The organism is Candidatus Dadabacteria bacterium, assembly GCA_009840385.1.
In the GTDB taxonomy this organism is placed as follows: domain Bacteria; phylum Desulfobacterota_D; class UBA1144; order Nemesobacterales; family Nemesobacteraceae; genus Nemesobacter; species Nemesobacter australis.
In genome coordinates this window covers 390,451-411,953 of the sequence record VXNX01000013.1, presented here as the reverse complement: position 1 = coordinate 411,953, position 21,503 = coordinate 390,451, and the positions used below count along the sequence as shown (strand labels likewise).

Here is a 21,503-nt window from a genome sequence, read left to right as displayed (position 1 = left end):
TTTTGCCTAAGCCGACTGCAGTTTTTCAAGCGCGTAGTAAACTCCGCGTCGCTCCACGAGGTCTCTCCGTCCCCCGCTTTCGATTATCTGTCCGTCTTTCATTACCGCGATCCGCGAGAGCCCCGTTACGGAGGATATCCTGTTTGAGATTATCACCACGGTGCGCCCGCGCATTGCCCCTATCACGTTTGTTATCACGGTGTTCTCCGTCTGTGGATCAAGAGACGAAAGCACGTCATCGAGTATCAGGACCTCGGGCTTGAGCACCAGGGCTCTCGCTATAGCCAAGCGTTGTCTCTGCCCTCCCGATAGACTGAGTCCCCGTTCTCCCACCACGGTATCAAATCCTTGCTGAAACTCCATTATCTGTTCGTATATCCCCGCCGTTTTGGCAGCCTGCTCTACCTGCTCGCGTGTTATGTTCGGGTTTATGAAAGTGATGTTGTCATAAACCGTTCCGCTGAACACGGTTATTTCCTGCGGCACGTAGACGATGGTATCCTGGAGGCTTTTTCTCGATATCTCCCTTATATCGATCCCGTCGATCGTTATTGCGCCCGAGTCGGGTTCGTGGATTTTCATGAGCAGCTTCATCAGCGTGGTCTTCCCGGAGCCCACAAGTCCCGTTATTCCCAGAGTTGTTCCTCGGGGCATATGGAGATCAACATTGCGCAGAGCCGGGGTGGAGTCGTAGGAGAAGGAAACCCCGGAGAATCTTATGTCTCCCTTGAGTTCGTAATCCTTCTCCCCTTCCTGAGCCGCGTTTTTTGACTCAACTGCGAAAATGTCGTTTAGTCGGTTTATCGAAGCGTTTCCCCTTTTTAAAAGATCAATTGCCCATCCCATTGCCATCATGGGCCAAGCGAGCATCATTAGGTAGACGAGTATGGCGGTGAACTCCCCTAGGGTTATTTCGGTGCCGATCGCGCCCTTTCCGCCGAAGAAGAGAAACAGGGCCATTGCTAGTGAGGGTACGAAATATATAAACGGCTGGAAGGCCGCCCGGATCTTCACGAGGTGTACGTTCTTTTCAAGGTAATCTGCGCTTGCGCGGTCAAAATCCCGTCCCTCGGCCTGTTCAAGCCCGAACGCCTTTACCACCTTGATTCCCGAGACTGGCTTCCTCGCGCTTTCGGTGAGTTCCGAGAAAGAATCCTGGGACCGCTGGAACCTTCTCTCTATCATGTTTCCGAACTTGTATACAAAGACGGCAAGTGCGGGAAACGGCAAAAACGCGTAGAAGGCCATCTCCGGAGAAATGTAAATCATTGCGCCGAAGATGAAGAAAAACAGGAATATTCCGTCGTACGCTATGAGCAGTCCGAGGCCGCAGGAGAACTTGAGAGTCTCTATGTCGTTTACCGTGTGCGCCATCAGATCGCCGACCTTTCTTCCCGAGAAAAAATCAAAGTTAAGCTTCTGGAGATGCTTGAAGAAATCGTTTCTGAGCGAATACTCTATTTTCCTCGCGCCGCCCATTATGAAATACCGCCAGCCGAGGCGGAAAAACGCCATGAACAACCCAAGGCCGAGTATGTAGAGTGAGTACTTGGTTATGAGGGAAAAATTCGCGCTTTGCAGGGTGAGTTCGTCTATTATCCACTGGATTACTATGGGAACCGAAAGCTGGGCCAGATCCACCATAGTGAGGGAGGCGATACCCGTTAGAAATGAGTACCTGTAGCGCAGAATGAGGGAGGAGATGCTTGTTTTTTTGACCAACTGTATACGAGTAAATATTTTACGGGACTGAAAAGCTAGGCGGCTGCCGAGCCTCAGTCCTTTTGGATAAAAAGCAAATTCTGGGAGCCGCGCACCGCGCGGTAAATCCCGCCGCGAATCATTATACAGTGAAAAACCCCCAGAGGGTAATCCGCTGCGACCGGCAACGGATTTTGCCCGCGTGGCGGTTGATAGGGTATTTTTCTCCGGCGGAGGCAAAGAGCGTGGAAGATATTTCCTACAAGGTTCCCGTGGGAGCCTCTACTGCTGAACTGGTTATAAAGAAAAGCAGGTTTGTGGCTGCCGTCGGCAGGGCAGCCACAAGACGGGACGCCGAAGATTTCATAGAAAGCGTAAGGGACCTTCACCCCGCGGCGAGCCATAACTGCTACGCGTTTGTGGCCTGCGCTCCGGGCGGGACCGATATAGGTTTTGGCGACGACGGAGAGGTCTCGGGAACCGCAGGACGGCCCATGTTTACTCTTTTGGAACACAGCGGCATAGGGGAGGTAGTGGCGGTTGTAAGCCGGTATTTCGGAGGGATAAAGCTCGGCCCCGGTGGGCTCCTGAGAGCATACACGGACTGTCTGCGAACTGCCCTCGGGGAACTTGAGATAAAGGAACACGTTCCGGTGCGTAACGGATATCTGGTGTTTTCATACGCTCATGAGAATTCCATACGGGTTCTGTTTGAAAAATCGGGGGTTACGATAACGAGCGTCGAGCGCGCCGAAGACGTACGTTTCAGTTTCGCAGCGCCGTTTAACGTCGCCGAGAACCTTGAAGAGAGAATCGCTTCTTTGACCAGAGGGAAATCCAAATTTGTTTGGACATAGAAACGGTGTTGCCTCTCAGGAATTTCCTTGAGCTTTTGCCCGTTCTTACGTGCGGTCAAAGCCGGTATACTAACTTTTAATAAGCCTTGGAGGTAGTTATGAACGTTTATGAGTGCGTAAGATCCCTTAGTTCCGTAAGAAGCTACACCGATGGGGAAGTCCCGGACGAAATCATAATGGAAGTCATAGAGGCGGGCAGGCTCTCGCCAAGTGCCCACAACAATCAGCCGTGGGAGTTTGTGCTAATAAATGACCGGGCGATGCTCCGGGAAATGGGAAAATACTGCACCAGTGGCAGTTTCATAGTGCAGGTGGCTTTCGCGGTAGTGCTTCTGGTGGACCCCCGAAGCAAGTGGCACCAGATCGACGGCACCAGAGCAGCTCAGAACATGGTTCTTGTGGCGTGGAGCCACGGGATCGGATCCTGCTGGATAGGAAGAATAGAGAAAGAGGAGCTTAAAAGCTACCTGGGAGTGCCGAATGAGCTTGACGTCCTGACGGTACTTCCGTTCGGGTACTTTGACAAAAGACGGGTCGCCACTGGGAAATCGAGGAAAAGCCCCGACGAGGTCTTTCACCTAAATAGTTATGGAAACAGAATTCGCGAAGGGTTTTGAATGAATAAATATTTCGTCGAGTTCATAGGGACTTTTTAATTCTGCGGTGCCTGTGGGAATAATCATAATGGGAATCTCAGGGTCTTCATGAATTTACCTGTGTGCGAACTCCATCAGAGGCTTTTTCGCTGCGGCAATCTACAAACTCATCCACTCGGACGAGTAGATTCGCGGCGCGTCCCATCAGGTTGCAAGAACTGAATGAGATGAACCTCAAGAGACTTGGAAAAACGGAAGTTTTCGTTCCCGAGATCGGGCTCGGCACGTGGAACTACAAGGGAGGGGTCGAGCCTCTAAGAGCCGGGATCGAACTGGGGGCCTCGCTCATAGATACCGCCGAGGGGTATTACACAGAGGACATAGTTGGCGAGGCCGTATTGCCTTTCAGAGACGAAGTCATCATAGCTACCAAGGTTTCGGGAAGGAATCTCGCCCATGACAGCGTGCTGAGATCCTGCGAGGCGAGTCTCGAGAAGCTTCGCACGGACTGCATAGATCTTTACCAGATACACTGGCCGAATCCCGCCTATCCTATAGACGCGACGATGAGAGCGCTTGAGAAGCTGGTTGACCGCGGATGCGTGAGTTACGTGGGGGTGAGCAATTTCTCCGTGAGACAGATGCGCGAGGCGCAGCACTGTTTTCCGAATTATCCGATAGTATCAAACCAGGTGCTCTATAATCTTAGATCAAGAGATATAGAAAAAGAGTTGCTTCCCTACTGCCAGAATAACGACATAACCGTGATGGCCTATACCCCGCTTGACGCAGGAAGGCTCTGCCGAACCCGCCGGGGAGGAATTTTAGGAGTTTTGTCTCAGATAGCGGTCGAGACGGGAAAGACAGAAGCTCAGGTTGCACTTAACTGGTGCGTTTGCCAGGAGAACGTCATCGTGATTCCGAAGGCGGATTCGGTCGCAAGAACCGTTGAGAACTGCGGGGCTTCGGGGTGGAGACTTTCCCCTGAGCAGCTTAGCAGACTGGATGACGCTTTTTGAGGTCGTGTTTTCGGGCCCCAATTATGTGATATACTTAGGGAATTGAACATGGAATAAGAGGAGGAGAGTGTGCGATGAGTTTCAAAAAAACGCTTTCACTTTTGGTTTTCTTTTTTGGTTTTGCTTTTCTTGCTTTCACCGATCCCGCTTCGGCGAGTGAACTTGATACGGGCGATACCGCTTGGATACTGACTTCAACCGCGCTTGTTCTTTTCATGACGATTCCCGGACTTGCGCTTTTCTACGGGGGCCTTGTCGGCAAGAAGAACGTTCTTTCTGTGCTTATGCAGTGTTTTTCTATTACTGCGGTCGTAACGGTTATATGGACCATTTTCGGTTACAGCATGGCTTTTGACACCACCGGCATGGTAGCAGGAGAGGTCGGGATGAACGCCTTTGTGGGAGGTTTCTCAAAGGCCTTTCTAAACGGAGTGGGTGTTGACACTCTTTCGGGAACAATCCCCGAAGTTCTGTTCTTCGCCTTTCAGCTTACCTTCGCGATTATCACTCCGGCACTTATAATCGGGTCGTTTGCGGAGAGAATGAAGTTCTCGGCGATGCTTCTGTTTACCGGACTGTGGGTGATATTCTGTTACTTCCCGATCGCGCACATGGTCTGGGGAGGGGAAGGTTCCTTCCTTGGAGACAAGGGAGTGATCGACTTTGCCGGAGGAATAGTAGTTCACATCACGGCGGGTACCGCGGCTCTGGTGGCGGCGATAGTGATCGGCGCTAGAAGAGGCTACCCCAACCAGCTTGCGCCCCCGCACAACCTCACTCTTACGATGATCGGTACCGCGATGCTCTGGGTCGGGTGGTTCGGGTTCAATGGTGGAAGCGCTCTCGCGTCGGGGGGACAGGCAGCCATGGCGGTTGTCGTGACCCAGATTTCTCCGTGCGTTGCCGCCCTCACCTGGATATTCCTGGAAAGCGTAAGATCGGGCAAGCCTAGCGCCTTGGGTTTCGTAACGGGGGCCATCGCGGGTCTTGCCGCCATAACTCCCGCCTCGGGCACAGTGGGACCGCTTGGAGCCATAGTCATAGGGGCTGCATCTTCCATACTGGCTTACATAGCGGCTACTTATATAAAGTTTCGGTTCAGTTATGACGACGCACTTGACGTCGTGGGAGTCCACGGAGTCGGAGGCCTTGTGGGAATCATACTGGTTGCGATTTTCGCCTCAACCTCTTACGGCGGGTCGATTGCAGACCTGGACATAGGCGCGCAGCTCGGCGTGCAGATCTACGGGGGCATATTCGCGGTCGTCTACACCGCCATAGTGAGCTATATCGTGCTCAAAGTTGTTGACATGCTCGTAGGGCTCAGGGTCGATGAGGACGAAGAGCGCCAGGGTCTTGACATAACGGATCATGGAGAAGAGGGTTACCACGGCATCTAGAGTGGGAGCGGAGGTCTGCACCCGCATGGTTTATGTATGAGCCCTCCTGCACGGGAAACTGTGGTCTGTGCCTGCGGGTACTCCGTTGGGGACCCGTGGGTGGTTCCGAAGCAGAGGTACTCTCTTTTCGGCTGGTTCGTTATGAGTTGCGGGATAAGCTACCCGGCGAAGCGGATCAACATAGAGTGTGACCGTTGCGGGGAGATTTTCGACGTGATTGAGGGAGACGGAAAATTCCTCGAGGAGTATATGCTCCGCAACCGCTGATCACATCTTGTACTTGCCGAAATCCTCATCCGGCATGTCTTCTAGGATGTCGCCCGCGCTCTGGCCCTTGTCCCCGACCTTTACGCTCAGGGACGCTTTTATCACCTCTTCGTCAACCATGATGCGGCACCCCGTCCTGAGCGCTATGGCTATGGCATCGCTCGGACGGGAGTCCACAAGGAGTTCCTCTCCGTCTTTTTTGATGCGAAGACGCGCGTAAAAGGTATTTTCCCGAAGTTCCGTAATCTCTATTTCGCTGACCTCGTAGCCCGTGGCGGCGATTACGTTTTTCAGAAGATCGTGGGTGAGAGGCCTCGGTCTTGGGGTTTTTTTGATCTCCATGGCTATAGCGCTTGCTTCCTCGAATCCTACCCAGAGCGGAAGACTTTTTTCTCCCTCCTCGTCGTTTAGGATAACGACGGGCATGTCGGTAAACGGGTCGGCAACTATGCAGGAAACTTTCATCTCAAGAAACATTTTCTCTCCTCCCTGTTTTAATTCAGATATTGTCCTCTAAGCGAATTCGCAAGTCCTTCGGTTATCCTCACGTCCACCATTTCTCCGATAAGCTCTTTTCCTCCAGGGAAATTGACTATCCTGTTATGCTCGGTTCTCCCGGAAAGCCACGAGGAGTCGTTTCTGCTCTCCTCCTCAACCAGCACCCGTTCTGATTTTCCTACCCTCTCCATGTTTTTGGCAAGAGTGATTTCCCTCTGATACTCCTGAAGGCGCGCGAGCCGCCCGCCCGCCGTCGAGTCTCCAACCCTTTCGTCCGATCTCCAAAGCTCCTCACCAACAGTTCCCGGGCGCGGCGAGTATTTAAACGAGAAGGAACTGTCAAAACCCACTTCCCCGACAAGGCTCATCGTCTGCTCGAAGTCATCTTCGGTCTCCCCGGGGAACCCTACTATTATATCAGAAGATATGGCTATGTCCGGCATGGCGTCGCGGAGCCTGTTAACCGAGTCCAGATACCAGCCCCTGGTATATGTCCTGTTCATAAGTCTAAGCACCTTGTCGGAGCCCGACTGCACGGGCAGATGAATGTGGCGGCATACCTTGGGCACATCCGCCATCGCTTCCACCATCTTTTTCGTTATGTCTCTTGGATAGGAAGTCGTGAACCTTATTCTCTCAAGACCGTCGAGTTCCCCAAGGGCCCGGAGCAGGTCCCCGAACTTAAGCCCCTCCAGTTTCCAGGAGTTGACCGTTTGTCCTATCAGGGTTATCTCCCTTACGCCTTTTTCGATAAGGTAATGCGCTTCTGAGGTTATGTCCTCAACCGGCCTGTTTACCTCAGAGCCCCTTACCGTAGGCACTATGCAGTAAGCGCATTTCTTGTTGCATCCCTGCTGTATGGACAGAAACGCGGTGGGTTTTCCCTCCTGGTGGTAGGGAAGTACATCGAAGGGCTCTTCCACGTCGAAAGATGTTTCGACGGGCCTTGATTTTTTCTCTCTTATTTCTTCTATGAGCCGCGGGAGTCCCGGGATCGCGCGGGGCCCGAGCACGAAATCAAGATGCGGCATCCTGCGGATGAGTTCCTCCCCGTAGAGCTGCGCCACGCATCCCGATACCCCGACTATAAGCTCCGGGTTCTTCGCCTTTAAGTGCTTGAACCGTCCCAGGCTGCTGAGCGCCTTCTGGTCAGCCTTTTCCCTTATGGCGCAGGTGTTTACAATCACTATATCGGCTTCCTTGGGGTTGCTGGTGATGCTGGCGCCGAGGGCGTTCTGTATCCTGTCCGAGTCATACTCGTTCATCTGGCAACCGTAGGTTTCAAGGTAAAGGGTATCGGTCTTCATGGTTAAGGGAAATCCTAACGCATGGGAATATAAGTATCAAGAAAGGCGAGATGAGCTTTTCTGAAAGGAAATTCCAGCGGCGTCAGCCTCGATTGTTTTTAACCCTGCCTGTTGCGGGTATAACGAAAAGGATCAAATGGCAAAACCATTTTCTCAACTACATCAATATCAGGAAAACGGTACTTGCAGATGAAAAGGTTATCGGCATATTTAACTTGTCTATAATTGTAAAGAAATTTATATTTAGCCTTAATCTATTTGACACTTTCTTGTAGATTTAGTAGGTTGGTTTCTTCAGAAACTCTAACCTTAATAGGCAGTTGTGTTTTAGATATGAATAACAAGAATCGATGGATATTCTTTGGGGTGGCGGTATCTATTCTGTCGGCGGTGTCTTTCACTCCTCTGGTAATTCCCTATGGAGTGGCGGAGCCATATTTTCTGGGACTCCCTAGGACTCTCTGGGCTGGGTTGGGAATATCACTCTGCATATATGTGCTGCTTGTTTTGGCAATGCTTACGTCCGGTGACCAAGGGTAGTCTACTCATATAAGAGGAAGAAATAGACATGAACAGGGGAATGGCATTTGTTGCGGTTGCACTAGTATATCTTGCAGTGTTGATATCCCTCGCTGTCATAGGAAACAGGAAAAACAAAGGGGATGAGCATCAGTTCCTTCTTGCCGGCGGCAGTCTTGGAACTATAATTGGCTTCTTAACCTTTTTTGCTACCCTCTACAGTACATTCATATTGATAGGGATGCCCAATTTCTTCCGCGTACACGGCGTGGGAACATGGATATTTCTTGGCGTTACCGATATGGCTTTAGCCGTTTTCACGCTTTGGCTCTCACTCAAATTAAGGGAAAGGATCTCTTCAACGGATTTTCGGAGCATATCGGATCTGGTACGTGAAACTTTTAGTTCCCGTGGAGTTTTCGTGTATGTTCTGGGCCTTGTCATATTTCTCGTTCCCTACATAGCAATTCAAATAAAAGGAGCGTCGGGCATTCTAGCCCATATTGTTCCCTATGAAGTTCCCCAGTGGGGTTGGGCTGTCATTATACTGTTTCTTATGTATCTGTACTCTTCCATAGGAGGACTCAGGGGTATTATGTACTGTGATTCACTTCAGGGAGTTGTACTGTTTACCGTTATATGGATAATGGCGTTCATTGTTTTGGATAACTTTGGAGGTCTTGGGAAATTAGTTCAGGCCGTAGCGGCGGAGAAACCTGAACTGCTGTCTACTCCCGGCCCCAAGGGGTTGTTATCGGTTCAGTGGCTTATTGCGGGATTTATATCAATTGTGCTGCTGCCTGTGTCGCAACCTCAGTTGACCTCGAGGCTCAGCATTCTGAAGGGTTTGAACGAGAGGCGCAAAATCCCGGTTTTGCATGCGTCTTTCACCTTCCTGCTTCTGATAGCGGGCCTTATAATTGGTTTATACGGTGCAGTTGCAATACCGGCTAAAACGGGTCCGGAGTTCATCGGTAAACTGATACTTGAGCAGAATCCTGTTATAGGTGCCGTTGCCTTGATAGGTATTCTGGCGGCAGCTATGTCCACATCCGACTCTCAGTTTTTCGCTCTTGGATCTGAGATTAACAATGCTCTTGGCAGGTTTAGCAGGAAGTTAAAAGTATCTCCTATTGTTTTTGTGAAACTAGTGATACTGGTATTTTGCATAGCCGCTTTCATTGTTGCCATGAAGAGCTCTCAGGGAATTATATCTCTTGCTGTGTCGGGATTCATGGGTACTGCTCTCATGGCACCTATGGTCCTTACCTCAATTCTATGCAAAGGAAGAAGCTTCGGTACAGTAATCCCAGTTGTTACGGCTATCAGCCTAGTTGTGTTTTTACTGTCGCTTTTTGGACTCGTGCCAAGCATGGTAATGGGTTTACGCACGGATCTGATACTACTTGCCATCAATACGCTGATTACGATTTCGGTGGTTTTAACCGAGTTGAAAAAAACAAATAAAACATTCCAGCAGCCGTCTTGAAATTATTAAGAGGCTGCCCCGCCTGAATTCCTTTCAATGCATATTTCCGACAATTTTCACGCCAGCTTGGTGCTGTCTCTATAGCTTTATAATCTGAAAAATATTTTCAATTATTTAAAATATATTGTGAAAAATGCATCCGGCAGGCCTGTTTATACAGGAAAAGCCAAGAATTTGAGAAGCAGGATCAGCTCTTATTTTAATGTCAGTGGCAACAACGGGCCTCAAATAAATTGTTTAATTAAGGAATTAGAAGACCAGTGGTAAGGACCTTGACGTATAGCGGCTTCTGATTTTTACATCTTATGCGTGAAAAAATTCTTGAGCTTTCCGAATCTTTTCCCTCCACAACCGGGGTTTACATAATGAAAGGGGCGGGCGGCACCCCTGTTTACATAGGCAAGGCCAAGAACCTTCGTTCCCGCGTAATGTCCTATTTCCAGGGGGGAAGGGACAGAGGACAGATTTCCTATCTGGTAAGAGAGGTCGACTCGATCGACTACGTGGTGACGGAGGGAGAAAGCGAAGCCCTTTTCATCGAGAATTCCCTTATAAAGCGCCACAAGCCGAAGTACAACATACGGCTTAAGGACGACAAGACTTTCTCTTCTCTTCGTCTCTCCGTGGGAGATAAGTTCCCCAGGCTTTCACGCACAAGGAGAGTACGGGATGACGGGGCGCTTTATTTCGGTCCGTTTGCCTCTGGGAAGTTTCTGAAAAGCACAATAAATCTTGTCCACAGACTTTTTCCTCTCAGGGACTGCACTCAGGGCAAGTTCGAAAGACACAGGGCCCGTCCCTGTCTTAACTACTTCATGAAGCTTTGCTCGGGGCCGTGCGCGGGCAAGATCTCGGAGGAAAACTACGGAGAACTGGTACGCCAGGCGACATCGTTTCTTCGGGGAGAGAGGAAAAAACTCGTGAGGATGATCAGGGAGATGATGCAAAAGGCCTCGGAGGAGGGGAGATACGAGAACGCGGCCTACTACCGGGATCAGCTTGTGAGCCTGAGAGAAAACGCCGAGATCGAAAAGGTTACTTCCTCGAAGTTTGAAGATATGGACATAGTGGGTTTTTACCGGGAATCGGAACAGTACGAATTTACCGTTCTGCTTTCGAGAGGAGGTTCCGTGGTCGACAAGCTTGATTTTTCGGTAAAGAGTCTCCACGGCGATGAGGCCGAATGCCTGAGGGAATTTCTCGGCAGGTTTTATTTCTCAGATCACTACGTCCCCAAGAGGATACTGCTGCCTCTTTCCATAAGGGACCGAGAAGGGTACTCAGAGTGGCTTACCGAAAAAAGAGGCAAGCGTGTTTACCTCGAGACCCCCCGTAGAGGGCCTAAAAACGAGCTTGTGCGTTTCGCCATGAAAAACGCACAGGAAAGTTCTTCGAGAAAGGCCGAGGAAAAAGCTAGGCAGGGCACGCTTCTTCGAAGCATAAGAAAGTCAGCCGGGATAAAACGGATTCCCTATACCATAGAGTGTTTTGACATATCAAATATTCAGGGGAGCCAGACGGTCGCGTCGCTCGTAAGGTTTCGAAACGCGAGACCGGAGAGGGACAGGTACAGAAAATACAGAATCACGGCCACCACGGGGCAGGATGACTTCCGGTCGATGTACGAGGTAGTTTACAGGAGGGCTCTTAGGGCGGCGGAGGATAACTGGGATCTTCCCGACCTCATTCTTATAGACGGAGGCAAGGGACAGCTAAACGCTGCCTACGCCGCGCTTCAGGACTGCAGGGTGCAAAATGAGGTCGATCTTGCCTCTATAGCGAAAACCGAAGGTCGATCCGGAGTTGACAGGATTTACGTGCATGGAAATGGCGAGCCCTGCGATTTCTCTTCCAACAAAAAGGGTGTTTACTTCCTGATGAGGGTAAGGGACGAGGCCCACCGCTTTGCGATTACCTATCACAGGGGACTAAGGAAGGATAAAACCCTGGCTTCGCAGATGGACGGCGTTCCGGGTATAGGGAAAAAAAGAAAATTTCTGCTTCTTAATCACTTCGGGAGTGTGGAGAAAATAAAAGGAGCCACCGCCGAAGAACTTGCCTCCGTTAAGGGAATGACGAAACAGGCCGCACGGAACATAAAAGAGTTTTTGCGCTAGTCGGTTAAACGCCAGATTCGATCATGGCATGCGGATTTACTGACTAAGCCTTACGGCTAATCCTGAAGACAGAATTCAAGTATGGCCTTTCCCGCGTGAAGCTTGTTCTCGGCCTGCGTGAAGGCGACGCAGCGCGGACTGTCCATGACTTCCGCGGTTATCTCTTCTCCCCTGTGTGCCGGGAGACAGTGCATTATCAATGGGTCTTTACTGCAGAGGGAAAGAAGCTTCTTGTTTACCTGAAAGGGCCTGAAAATCTCAGTTCCCTTTCCCTCTTCTCCCATGCTTACCCAGACATCGGTGTAGATCACGTTGGCATCTCTTACAGCGGAGGCGGGGTCGTAGGTGACTTCGATTTTGGAACTTCCGTGTTCCGTGGCCTCGCCCATAATTGTCGGGTCGGGTTCATGTCCTGGGGGAACCGCAACCGAAAGATCAAATCCCATTATCGCGGAAGCGGCCACGAAGGAATTGGCGATATTGTTTCCGTCGCCGAGAAAGGCAAGCTTGAAACTTTCTGGGTCCACTCCCTGCTCCGAGATCGAGAAAAGATCGGAGATTATCTGCGTTGGATGTTCAAGATCGGTAAGGGCGTTTATAACGGGAACTGACGAGTTCTCCGCGAGCTCCTGAACCTTTTCCTGTCCGTAGGTTCTTACTATTATTCCGTCAAGATAGGAGGAGAGAATTTTCGCCGTGTCGGCTATGGTTTCTCCCCTTCCGAGCTGAGTGTCCGCAGGATTCATGTAAACCGCCTGGGCGCCCAGATCAAAAAGCCCCGCTTCAAAGGAAAGTCTTGTTCTGGTCGACTGTTTTTCAAAGAGAAGGCCTACCGACATACCCTCAAGGCTCTTGGGACTCCCGCCTTGTTTTTTAAGTTCCTTTAGTTCGCCCGTGCGACGGAGTATTCCCCTGAAGTCGTTTTTTTTAAGGTCAGAGACTGCAAGAAGACTCCTACCCATTTGAAACTACCTCCTCGATGGATTTCGTTATTGCCGCGACGGCAAAGTCAATTTCCTCCTCGCTCGTATTGAGCGGAGGGAGAATCCGAAACACGCGCTCGACAGTAAGAATAACTAAAAGTCCGTTTTTAACCGAAGCCGAAAAACAGTCCCGCGCGAAATCCCCGTCAAAAAACTCAACCCCGATTATAAACCCTTTTCCCCTTACGTCCTTTATGTACTCGGGATACTTTTGCCGTATTTCTTCAAGCTTCTCGAGAAAATAGTTCCCGAGCTTGCCCGCTCTCTCGGGCAGGTTTTCTTTGAGTATTGTTTCGATCGTGGCGCATGCCGCCCCCGCGGCCAAGGGGTTCCCGCCGAAAGTGCTTCCGTGTGCCCCGGGAGTGAAGTGCTTCGCCACTTCCTCCGTGGCCAGAACCGCACCGCACGGCACACCGCCGCCGAGGGCCTTTGCAAGAGCCACTATGTCTGGCCTTATGTCCTCGTGCTCGTAGGCGAACAGTTTTCCCGTCCTTCCCATCCCGACTTGGATCTCATCAAGTATGAGCAGAATGTTGTTTTCCCCGCATATCTCCCTTACTTGCCTTAGGTATCCCGGGGGCGGAACGATGACTCCGTTTTCTCCCTGCACCGGTTCGAGAATGACCGCGCAGGGGTTTGTCTCGGCGGCCAGGCGGGCTATCGCGTCGGGGTCCGCGTAGGGAGCGAAGTGAAATCCCTCAAGAAAAGGAGAGAATCCCTCTCTGTATTTTTCCGATTCCGTCGCGCTAAGCGCCCCTAAAGTCCTTCCGTGAAAAGCTCCTTCTGTTGAGATGATCGCGTGTCTTCCGCCGTTTTGCGCTCCCCACCTCCTAGCGAGTTTTATCGAACCCTCAACAGCTTCGGTTCCGCTGTTGCAGAAAAACACCCTGTCCGCAAACGAGTTTGATATGAGCATTTCTGCGAGTGTGCTCTGGTTTTCTATGTTAAAGAGGTTTGAGGTGTGAACTAAAGTAGCCGCTTGGGAGATTATGGCATCTTTGATCTTCGGGTGGCAGTGCCCGAGGTTGTTAACGGCTATCCCAGTTGTGTAGTCAAGATACTTTTTGCCTTCGGTGTCCCATAGCCACGAACCGCTTCCCTTCTGCATCGTTATGGGGAGACGGCTGTAGGTCTCCATCAGGTGTTTTGCCCTTGGGTCTTTCATATCCTCTTACCTCAAAGAGTTATCTCCGTCCCTATTCCGGAATCGGTAAGAAGTTCGAGTATCAAAGCCCTTTTCACCTTTCCGTTTATTATGTGCACTTTCTCTACCCCTTCTTCCAAGGCTTCAAGCGCGCACATCACCTTCGGGATCATTCCGCTGTTTATTGTTCCGTTGCGGATAAGTTTTGCGGCCTGCTTTTTCGTCACGGAGGATATGAGCTTTTCCTCCTTATCGAGTATGCCGTCCACGTTTGTAAGCAGTATGAGCTTTGCGGCGCGAAGTGCCCCGGCTATTTTTCCCGCCGCATGGTCCGCGTTTATGTTGTAGGTGGTTCCGTCCTCCCCCGCGCCTATCGGGGCTATTATCGGAATGACGTCCTTGCTCTCAAGAACCTTGACTATCTCGGGGTTTATTTCCTGGACTTCCCCGACGTACCCGAGGTCCGAGTCCTCGGGAATGTCTATTTTGTGCTCGGCGGCGAATTTCTGCAGATCGAATTTTTTGGCCTTTATGAGTTTTCCTTCCTTGCCCGAAAGTCCTACCGTTTCCATCTGGTGTTTATTTATCGACGTTACGATCTGCTGGTTTATCTTCCCGACAAGCACCATCTCTACCACTTCCATTACCTGCTCGTCTGTAACTCGAAGCCCGGCGACGAAGTCGGATTTTATTCCCAGACTGTCGAGATGCTCCTGGATCTGCGGGCCGCCCCCGTGCACCACTACCGGTTTTATCCCGACGTATTTCATGAGTATCAGGTCACGCACGAAATTCGCGAGATCTTCGCTGGCGACGCTTCCCCCGTACTTGACCACTACGGTTTTGCCGTGAAAGGCCTCTATGTACGGGAGGGCTTCAACCAGTATCTCTGCCCTTTTTGCCGAGTTGTCCATGAAAAACTCCTTTTTGCGAAAAAAACATTATATAGCAACCGGGGTTTTTATTACAACACCCGGGGATAATCATATATGAGAATTCAGATTTCGGGGCAGAGTACTAAGATGGCGTGTCCCGGATGGAAAATCCGCCCGCAAGTGAGAAAGCCGCTTGCGGGCGGAGATGGAATTTAAGTCTAAGATGTCTTTCCGCGGTTACCGGTCCGTTAACTCCTGTGCCTGTAGGTCAGTTGCACTCCAAAAATCCTGCCTTTGGCAAGCGGCGAGAACGTGCCACCCAGATCCGCCAGACCCGACAGCGTGGCGGGTAGCTGGCTGTCGCCTCCATGCTTGACTTCGTTAAGCAGATTCTTGCCGTAAAGACCGATTGAGAACCGGCCGTTTGCGGGAGTTATGTCAATTCCTGCGTCAAGGATGTTCTGCTCCATGATGTAGCCCCTGTTGTCATCGGTGAAATATGCCTTATCTCGGTAAGCGTAGCTTATGCGGGAGGTCATCCGACCCCAGTTAGTCGTTCCCGTGTCGTGAGTAAGTCCCACGCTGTAAGTCCACTTTGCGGCGCGGGGAACCTCAAGGGCTAAGTCATTTTCATCCAAGGTGCCATCGCGATTCAGGTCCTGTTTCACCTTGGTGTACTCGGGATTCAGGTACCCCGCCGAACCGACTAGAAACAGGCTCTCCGTGATGGCGAACAGTCCGTCAAGCTCGAATCCGTAGATCTCAACGTCGGCAGTGTTGTCGATCAGCTGGACTATGCCGCCGGGTAGTGTTTCATCGGAAAAGTTGATCTCCCTCTGCATGTCATCAATCATGTTGTAGAAAACCGCCCCGTAGAGACGTCCGCGGTCTTTTGAAATCTTGAATCCGGCTTCGAAGCTGTCGATCTTTTCTTCATCATACGGTCCCGGGGGTTGGATCTCAATGGGAATAAGGTTGCGCAGATTGTAGCCTCCCGAGCGGAATCCCCTAGTCCAGTGTCCGTAAACGTTGGCTCCGGGGCTTATGTAATAGGCGGCGCCTAGCTTGGGTGACCAACTGTGCCAAGTTTCCTCGCCTGTAAAGTCAAACTCGCAGGCTGGGCCTTCCACGATGTTGCAGGGCTGAATGGCATCGATCCGGGCTATTTCGGCTTCTCTTTTCTCACGCGTGTATCGTGTGCCCGCGGTGAGCGTCAACTGACTCGTGAGATCATAGTCCAAGGACAGAAACAGACCCAGAGTTTCAATGTCGTAATTTCCGCCTCCGAGCAGAGAAATAGCGCCGGTAAGCAGGGAGCGGCGCTCATGGTAGTTAATCTCGTTTGTAAAGTAGTAAACTCCCGTGGTTGCGTGGAGTTTTTCGAGAAACCTGCCCGAGTAACGCAACTCGTTGCTTAACTGACTGTAGTTGCTCCATGCCTCCGCGTGGAGGAGATTAAGCGGAGAAGCGTCGAGGTCGACTAAAGAGGAGGTTTCTGAATCGCGCCAGCTAAAGATGTTTGTTATCGTTCCGCCACCGAAATCCACCTCCCAGTCCATCTGGGCCGTGAAAAAGTGAGCATCGTTTTCTCTTTTGCCTTTCTCGTCAATGCTGAAGTCGTGGCTGTCGCGGTCAAAGGGAACCAATGGGTTTGTAACACCGAACCCGTTCGTGTGACTCTGTGCCGCTGGGCCGTCGCCGTCAACCCTCTCGTACTGGTATCGGAGCACCAGGCTCAAGTCGTCCATGGGTTCCCAGACGAGCACCGGCCGTACCATTCGGATATCGAGATCGCCGAAAGCTTCGCCGGTGTGGAGGTTTTTGAACCAGCCGTTATCCTGGTTTGTGTACGCGGTTATCCTGGCGCTGACGGTTTCGCTTAACGGACCTCCGACGGTGCCCATGTAATAGGAGTTCAGGCTTTCTCCGCCTCCTTCAAACGAGGTGCGAACGGACATCTCAAGGCTGTCGCCGGGTTTTTTTGTGTTCACAAGTATTGCGCCTCCGATCACGTTACGGCCAAAAAGCGTTCCTTGGGGCCCTCTCAGCACTTCGATGCTTTCAATATCAAACGTATCGAACAAGGCGCCGATGTTGGCCCCGAAATACACGCCGTCTACGAACATTCCCACTGTCGGGTCGACAGACGGGATGGAACTGTTTATCCCGGATCCGCGAATCGAAAAGTTGGCAATTCCTCCCACGGTCCCGATGTCGTCAAGCGCGACATTGGGCATCGTTACCGTGAGACTCTCAAGGTTTCTTACCTTAAGGGTGTCAATTTGCTCGGAACTGAAATGCGTTACCGAGAGCGGAACGTTCTGGATCGGCTCCTCCCGCTTTCGCGCCGTGACCGTGATTTTTTCAAGCAAAACGCTGCTTACGCCGAACGCTTCCTGGGCATAGGCTCCCGTGCTGCTGATAAGAATCAAGATTGCTCCCGCGGCAAACGTGGCGAAAAGCGCTTTTATCCGAGATATTAGTTTCCTGCGAATCATGTTGATAATCCCCCTTACTGCATTCTTTAGGTATAGCTGATACTCCCCTCAAATTTCCATTATAGCATGAACCGGATCTTGATCGCACGATTTTTTAGGGAGGGGCGTTAGGGGGAGCTTTCTTGGATTTACAGAAGCCCCAGAGCTTTTTTTTCGCGTTTCCCCGTTTTCCTTACCCTTACCTGGAACTGGAGTTCGGCTTCGGCGCCCTCTCCGTAGAAGCTTCCCGAAATAGGGGCGATAAGCTCATGGGTCGCTCCGCTTGCGACCGCTACGTGTCGGTCTGCGACCGCAAGACCTGCCGAAGGGTCATATCCTCTCCACCCCCCACCCGGCAAATAGACCTCTGCCCAGGCGTGAAGCTCGTTCCCTGTCCTGCTCCTTTCACTTAGGGCGTAGCCGCTTACGTGCCTGCACGCGAGTCCCGTCGAACGGCAGACGCTTGCGAAAAGCTCCACAATATCCCTGCAGGAGCCCTTTTTTTCCCTGAGGGTTCTCTCGGCGGGCCATGGGGCTCCCTCATCTCTCGCCACATGAGGAAAGTTTTCGTGTATGTGCTCGCAGAGCGAGAGAATGAAATCCGTGGTTCTTCCCCGAGTCCGAGAAAGAATGGTCTCGCGAAGTTCTGTGACTGCAAGGGCGGTTTTTCTGCTCACCGCCAGATAAGGTCCCAAGGCGGCCTTCTGCTCCGGCGGGTACTGCATGGGCAGATCGAGGAACCTTACATCGGAGAGGATGAAATCAAAGGGGTTTTCCCTGAGCGTCTCAACGACGCAGCCGGTGTCAATCACCAGGCGGTCGAATTCGCCCACAAACCACAGGGTAATGGTGACATTCCCGTCAAGATCGGAATTTACGCTTCTTCCCGCTTCGGGGGGAGTGGTCCTGAGCGAAAACATATGGGTCATCTGCCCGCCGCCGTCTCTCGGGCGGAGCCTAACGGTGTGGGGAGCCAGAACAACTTCTCTCCCGTAGGAGTAGGTCGTGTTGTGATCTATGCTAAGCAGCACTTTGGGGTTTTCCGTTAAGGATCTTCCTTACCCATTCGGCAGGCATTTCCTCGGCCGATTTTCTGAGTCTCTCCTGCCACCACTCGGATATATAGGCCAGCTCGCTTTCGCTGAAGCGGTACTGCTCGAGGTAAAACGAATTGGTTCTGTAGACGATCACGTCTATCGGGAAATCGACATCTATGGCGTTTATGCGGCTTGAATCAAACGCGAGGTACGCGATGCGAAGCGCGGTATCTAGGCTCGTGTCGTAGGTAAGGGTTCTTTTTATAATCGGTTTTCCGTATTTCGACTCGCCTATTATCACGTAAGGGGAGGTGGTTCCCACGTTTATCCAGTTTCCCTGGGGGTAGACTAGGAAAAGCTGTGGCTCGGGGTCGTCCTCGAACTGCCCTCCTATTATGGAGTACATGTTGAAGGTAAATCCCGACTCGGAAAGCGCCTCTCCGTCTTCTTCCTTTACTTTTCGAAGCTGCTTTGAGAACAGGTTCACGGCCTTATAGATACGGTCAAGGGGTTCTTCGGGGTGCTCAAGCGCCTCGTCAAGGTAGGTGATCGTCTTGTCTCTTGCGGAGCGAAGACCCGAGGTCATCAGGAAAAATGAGTTATTCCCGGTCCTGTGGGAGGTGACCTTTTTTGCCCGTATGGCTTCGTTTCCCGTTATTATGAGGTTGTCGGCGAGGCCGATTATCCCTTCTTTGAGTCTCATTCCCACGCAGAAAGTCATTTTGTTTTTTCCTCTCAGATATCGTCAAAGCCACTAAGGACGCCGTTTTTTAGGTTATAGCTGAAGTAATCGTCGTATATGCGGTTTCCGACCTCGTTTATGCGGGACTGGAAACTGCTCAGGTATTCGTGCATTCCGTGCTCTATTATTTCCTCCACGCTTATAAATCGAAGGTCGGAGAGAAGTCTCCCCATTTTCTTTTCGGTCTCGTTGTTGTAAGTGCCCGCCGGGCTGTTCGATATGCAGTGAAGCGACTCGTCGGCGCGCGCGACGCAGTAGATTATCGATCGGGGAAACTGGTTGTCGAGGATGAGGAAGTTAAGCACATTCTCTATCGATATCTGCTGGTGCTTTGCCTTGTAGGTCTCAAGGGCGTTTGAGGACTTAAGAAGCGATATCCACTGCATGTTGTCTATCGACGTTCCCACAAGTTCTGCCTTGGGAAGCAGGGTGTAGTACTTCACGTCAAGTATTCTCGAGGTATTATCGGCCCGCTCCATCTGCTTTCCGAGCTCCGAGAAATGCCACGCCTCCCCGTGGGATATGCTGATGTACCCAGAGCCGTGAAAAAGAAGACTCTGCACTTTTGACACTTCGCAGAACTTGCCGGGATTGTCAAGCAGCTTCCCTTTGGCCTCGTTGCTGTTTAGTCGGTGGTAGAAGCGGTTTATGAGAAGCCACATCTCGGAGGAGATTATCTCCCTTACCGAGCTTGCGTTCTCCCGGGCGTGGTTAACGCAGGAGATGATGGAGTTGGGGTTGTTGCGGTCAAGCACCATGAAGTTTATTACGTTCTCTCGGGTCGCGCTTTCATAGAGGCTTCTGAAAAGTTCCATGTCCCCCGTGACCCTTACTATGGGATCCCACTCCTGCTCAACGGAGTCGTGGGTGTCGATAGCCAGGCCGAGATTAGTGCTTATAAGCCTTGCGGTGTTTCCTGCGCGCTCGGCGTAGCGGCTCATCCAGTATATTGATTCTGCGACGCGGCTTAGGATTTTTTGCCTCCTTTGCTCCCGCTGTTATTTCCGGGAGCGAGAACCCACGTGTCCTTGCTTCCCCCGCCTTGGGACGAATTAACTATCATCGAATCTTTGCGAAGAGCCACCCTGGTGAGGCCTCCCGGCAGGACGAATATCTCTTCTCCGTAGAGAATGAAGGGTCTTAGGTCGACGTGGCGTCCCTCAAAGTGATCGTCGACTATCACCGGGGCCCTAGAAAGCGCCATGGTCTTCTGCGCTATGTAATTTCTTGGATCGGTCTTTATGTTCCTTTTAGCCCGGGCAAGTTCTTCCTTGGTGGCCTTGGGACCGAACACTATCCCGTATCCGCCGGATTCGTTTGCGGGTTTCACTACCAGCTTCTCTATATTGTCAAGCACGTATTTTCGGGCCTCGTCCTCCTCGCAGATATACGTCGGCACGTTCGGAATCATCGGATCCTCCCCGAGGTAGTACTTTATTATCTTCTCCACGTAGGCGTATATTATCTTGTCGTCGGCTACTCCTCCTCCGGGGGCGTTCGCTATGGCGATGTTTCCCGCCTTGTACGCGCTGAAAAGACCTGGAACTCCAAGCATGGAATCCGGGCGGAACACCTGCGGGTCGAGAAAGTTATCATCTATCCGTCTGTATATGACGTCTACTTTCTCAGGTCCCTTAGTGGTTTTCAGGTAAACGAAATTGTCGACTACGATTAGGTCTCTTCCCTCGACAAGCTCTATTCCCATCTCCTTGGCCAGAAACGAGTGCTCAAAGTAGGCCGAGTTGTAGATCCCCGGGGTGAGAAGCACCACCTTGGGATTCGCCGTTCTGTCGGAGAGCAGATACTGGAGAGTGTCCAGAAGATGGAGCCCGTAATCGCTTATCGGCATTATCTCCACCGCGTCAAACACCTTGGGGAACGTGCGCTTTAGCAGCTCGCGGTTCTCAAGCACGTAGGAAACGCCCGAAGGGGAACGGAGGTTGTCCTCCAGGATGTAGAAGTTGCCGTCAGAATGTCTTATGAGATCTGTTCCCGTGATGTGACACCAGATATTCCTCGGTGGAGAAAAACCCACGCAATCCAAGCGAAACTCTCTGCTTGAGAGGATAAGCTCCTTGGGGACCACTTTGTCCCTCAGGATCTTCCGGTCGTTGTATATGTCGTCTATGAAGAGGTTAAGCGCGTGGATTCTCTGCTTAAGGCCCCTTTCGATTATCTCCCAGTCCTCGGCTGAAACTATTCTCGGGATTATGTCGAAGGGGAAGATGTTTTCTTCTGAGCCTTTCTTCTTCTCAGAGTAGAGGGTGAACGTGACCCCCATCTCGAAGAGGTTCATCTCGGCAGCTTTCTGCCTTTCGATGAGTTCTCCGTCGGAGAGGCTTTCTATTTTGTCGGTCAGAAAGCGAGTCCACTCGTACGGGGTGGAACTATCCTTGAAGACCTCGTCGTAAAAGCCTTCTGTGTCGTAGTCTTTAAAATCCATCTTGGCTCCAAGGAGTTTTTCAGAAAATCTAA

At 51.4% G+C, this 21,503-nt stretch carries 20 protein-coding genes; 9 read left to right on the top strand and 11 right to left on the bottom strand.

All coding sequences use genetic code 11. The annotated features are described in order from the left end of the window. Positions 1 to 6: 6 nt before the first annotated feature. Positions 7 to 1,722: an ABC transporter ATP-binding protein gene (locus F4X55_06390; protein MYC40616.1), complete on the bottom strand. Its 1,716-nt coding sequence runs from the start codon at positions 1,720 to 1,722 to the stop codon at positions 7 to 9. 62 nt (positions 1,723 to 1,784) lie between these two features. Between F4X55_06390 and F4X55_06385 the strand changes: the two genes are divergently transcribed. From F4X55_06385 to F4X55_06365, 5 genes are all read left to right on the top strand, one after another. Further along, entirely contained in the window at positions 1,785 to 2,558 is a 774-nt protein-coding gene (locus tag F4X55_06385) for a DUF1949 domain-containing protein (GenBank protein MYC40615.1), read from the top strand. Positions 2,559 to 2,656: 98 nt separating this feature from the next. Beyond that, positions 2,657 to 3,175: a hypothetical protein gene (locus tag F4X55_06380; protein ID MYC40614.1), complete on the top strand. Its 519-nt coding sequence runs from the start codon at positions 2,657 to 2,659 to the stop codon at positions 3,173 to 3,175. Between the two features lie 206 nt (positions 3,176 to 3,381). Continuing rightward, positions 3,382 to 4,173: an aldo/keto reductase gene (locus F4X55_06375; protein ID MYC40613.1), complete on the top strand. Its 792-nt coding sequence runs from the start codon at positions 3,382 to 3,384 to the stop codon at positions 4,171 to 4,173. 74 nt (positions 4,174 to 4,247) lie between these two features. Continuing rightward, positions 4,248 to 5,573 carry an ammonium transporter gene (locus F4X55_06370; GenBank protein MYC40612.1) on the top strand — a complete coding sequence of 442 codons (1,326 nt, stop codon included), beginning with the start codon at positions 4,248 to 4,250 and terminating at the stop codon, positions 5,571 to 5,573. Between the two features lie 36 nt (positions 5,574 to 5,609). Further along, positions 5,610 to 5,840 carry a hypothetical protein gene (locus F4X55_06365; GenBank protein MYC40611.1) on the top strand — a complete coding sequence of 77 codons (231 nt, stop codon included), beginning with the start codon at positions 5,610 to 5,612 and terminating at the stop codon, positions 5,838 to 5,840. Here F4X55_06365 and F4X55_06360 read toward each other — a convergent pair whose 3' ends face one another. After that, positions 5,841 to 6,317 (bottom strand): bifunctional nuclease family protein, encoded by a 477-nt coding sequence (locus F4X55_06360; GenBank protein MYC40610.1) that lies wholly within the window; start codon positions 6,315 to 6,317, stop codon positions 5,841 to 5,843. It lies immediately after the preceding gene. Positions 6,318 to 6,334: 17 nt separating this feature from the next. Beyond that, positions 6,335 to 7,645 (bottom strand): tRNA (N6-isopentenyl adenosine(37)-C2)-methylthiotransferase MiaB, encoded by a 1,311-nt coding sequence (gene miaB, locus F4X55_06355; GenBank protein ID MYC40609.1) that lies wholly within the window; start codon positions 7,643 to 7,645, stop codon positions 6,335 to 6,337. Between the two features lie 333 nt (positions 7,646 to 7,978). On the opposite strand from miaB, the gene F4X55_06350 reads away from it, so the two are divergent. From F4X55_06350 to uvrC, 4 genes are all read left to right on the top strand, one after another. Then, the gene (locus F4X55_06350) at positions 7,979 to 8,185 is read left to right on the top strand and encodes a hypothetical protein (protein MYC40608.1); all 207 of its coding nucleotides are present in this window, start codon (positions 7,979 to 7,981) and stop codon (positions 8,183 to 8,185) included. Positions 8,186 to 8,213: 28 nt separating this feature from the next. Continuing rightward, positions 8,214 to 9,653 carry a hypothetical protein gene (locus tag F4X55_06345; protein MYC40607.1) on the top strand — a complete coding sequence of 480 codons (1,440 nt, stop codon included), beginning with the start codon at positions 8,214 to 8,216 and terminating at the stop codon, positions 9,651 to 9,653. Positions 9,654 to 9,746: 93 nt separating this feature from the next. Continuing rightward, the gene (locus F4X55_06340) at positions 9,747 to 9,920 is read left to right on the top strand and encodes a hypothetical protein (protein ID MYC40606.1); all 174 of its coding nucleotides are present in this window, start codon (positions 9,747 to 9,749) and stop codon (positions 9,918 to 9,920) included. Positions 9,921 to 9,958: 38 nt separating this feature from the next. After that, entirely contained in the window at positions 9,959 to 11,770 is a 1,812-nt protein-coding gene (gene uvrC, locus F4X55_06335) for an excinuclease ABC subunit UvrC (GenBank protein MYC40605.1), read from the top strand. 56 nt (positions 11,771 to 11,826) lie between these two features. Here uvrC and argF read toward each other — a convergent pair whose 3' ends face one another. The 8 genes from argF to F4X55_06295 form a co-directional block, all read right to left on the bottom strand. Beyond that, a complete protein-coding gene (argF, locus tag F4X55_06330; protein MYC40604.1) occupies positions 11,827 to 12,732 on the bottom strand; it encodes an ornithine carbamoyltransferase in 906 nt (301 codons plus the stop codon). Continuing rightward, on the bottom strand, positions 12,725 to 13,918 hold the full coding sequence (locus tag F4X55_06325) for an aspartate aminotransferase family protein (protein ID MYC40603.1): 1,194 nt from the start codon (positions 13,916 to 13,918) through the stop codon (positions 12,725 to 12,727). Before F4X55_06325 ends, argF begins: the two co-directional genes overlap by 8 nt. Positions 13,919 to 13,929: 11 nt before the next feature. After that, positions 13,930 to 14,811 (bottom strand): acetylglutamate kinase, encoded by an 882-nt coding sequence (gene argB, locus F4X55_06320; GenBank protein MYC40602.1) that lies wholly within the window; start codon positions 14,809 to 14,811, stop codon positions 13,930 to 13,932. 209 nt (positions 14,812 to 15,020) lie between these two features. Next, positions 15,021 to 17,270: a TonB-dependent receptor gene (locus tag F4X55_06315; GenBank protein ID MYC40601.1), complete on the bottom strand. Its 2,250-nt coding sequence runs from the start codon at positions 17,268 to 17,270 to the stop codon at positions 15,021 to 15,023. Between the two features lie 128 nt (positions 17,271 to 17,398). After that, a complete protein-coding gene (locus tag F4X55_06310) occupies positions 17,399 to 18,280 on the bottom strand; it encodes a transglutaminase family protein (protein ID MYC40600.1) in 882 nt (293 codons plus the stop codon). Continuing rightward, entirely contained in the window at positions 18,270 to 19,007 is a 738-nt protein-coding gene (locus F4X55_06305) for a peptidase (GenBank protein ID MYC40599.1), read from the bottom strand. Before F4X55_06305 ends, F4X55_06310 begins: the two co-directional genes overlap by 11 nt. Positions 19,008 to 19,021: 14 nt before the next feature. After that, a complete protein-coding gene (locus F4X55_06300) occupies positions 19,022 to 20,002 on the bottom strand; it encodes an alpha-E domain-containing protein (protein ID MYC40598.1) in 981 nt (326 codons plus the stop codon). Beyond that, entirely contained in the window at positions 19,996 to 21,471 is a 1,476-nt protein-coding gene (locus F4X55_06295) for a circularly permuted type 2 ATP-grasp protein (protein ID MYC40597.1), read from the bottom strand. The genes F4X55_06300 and F4X55_06295 overlap by 7 nt, the downstream gene beginning before the upstream one ends. Positions 21,472 to 21,503 lie beyond the last annotated feature (32 nt).

Coding starts and splice junctions, on each gene's coding strand:
- F4X55_06315 (MYC40601.1), bottom strand. CDS start 17,270: ATGATTCGCAGGAAACTAATATCTCGGATAAAAGCGCTTTTCGCCACG.
- F4X55_06295 (MYC40597.1), bottom strand. CDS start 21,471: ATGGATTTTAAAGACTACGACACAGAAGGCTTTTACGACGAGGTCTTC.
- F4X55_06380 (MYC40614.1), top strand. CDS start 2,657: ATGAACGTTTATGAGTGCGTAAGATCCCTTAGTTCCGTAAGAAGCTAC.
- argB (MYC40602.1), bottom strand. CDS start 14,811: ATGGACAACTCGGCAAAAAGGGCAGAGATACTGGTTGAAGCCCTCCCG.
- uvrC (MYC40605.1), top strand. CDS start 9,959: ATGCGTGAAAAAATTCTTGAGCTTTCCGAATCTTTTCCCTCCACAACC.
- F4X55_06350 (MYC40608.1), top strand. CDS start 7,979: ATGAATAACAAGAATCGATGGATATTCTTTGGGGTGGCGGTATCTATT.
- F4X55_06345 (MYC40607.1), top strand. CDS start 8,214: ATGAACAGGGGAATGGCATTTGTTGCGGTTGCACTAGTATATCTTGCA.
- F4X55_06365 (MYC40611.1), top strand. CDS start 5,610: ATGAGCCCTCCTGCACGGGAAACTGTGGTCTGTGCCTGCGGGTACTCC.
- F4X55_06370 (MYC40612.1), top strand. CDS start 4,248: ATGAGTTTCAAAAAAACGCTTTCACTTTTGGTTTTCTTTTTTGGTTTT.
- F4X55_06375 (MYC40613.1), top strand. CDS start 3,382: ATGAACCTCAAGAGACTTGGAAAAACGGAAGTTTTCGTTCCCGAGATC.
- miaB (MYC40609.1), bottom strand. CDS start 7,645: ATGAAGACCGATACCCTTTACCTTGAAACCTACGGTTGCCAGATGAAC.
- F4X55_06325 (MYC40603.1), bottom strand. CDS start 13,918: ATGAAAGACCCAAGGGCAAAACACCTGATGGAGACCTACAGCCGTCTC.
- F4X55_06360 (MYC40610.1), bottom strand. CDS start 6,317: ATGTTTCTTGAGATGAAAGTTTCCTGCATAGTTGCCGACCCGTTTACC.
- F4X55_06305 (MYC40599.1), bottom strand. CDS start 19,007: ATGACTTTCTGCGTGGGAATGAGACTCAAAGAAGGGATAATCGGCCTC.
- argF (MYC40604.1), bottom strand. CDS start 12,732: ATGGGTAGGAGTCTTCTTGCAGTCTCTGACCTTAAAAAAAACGACTTC.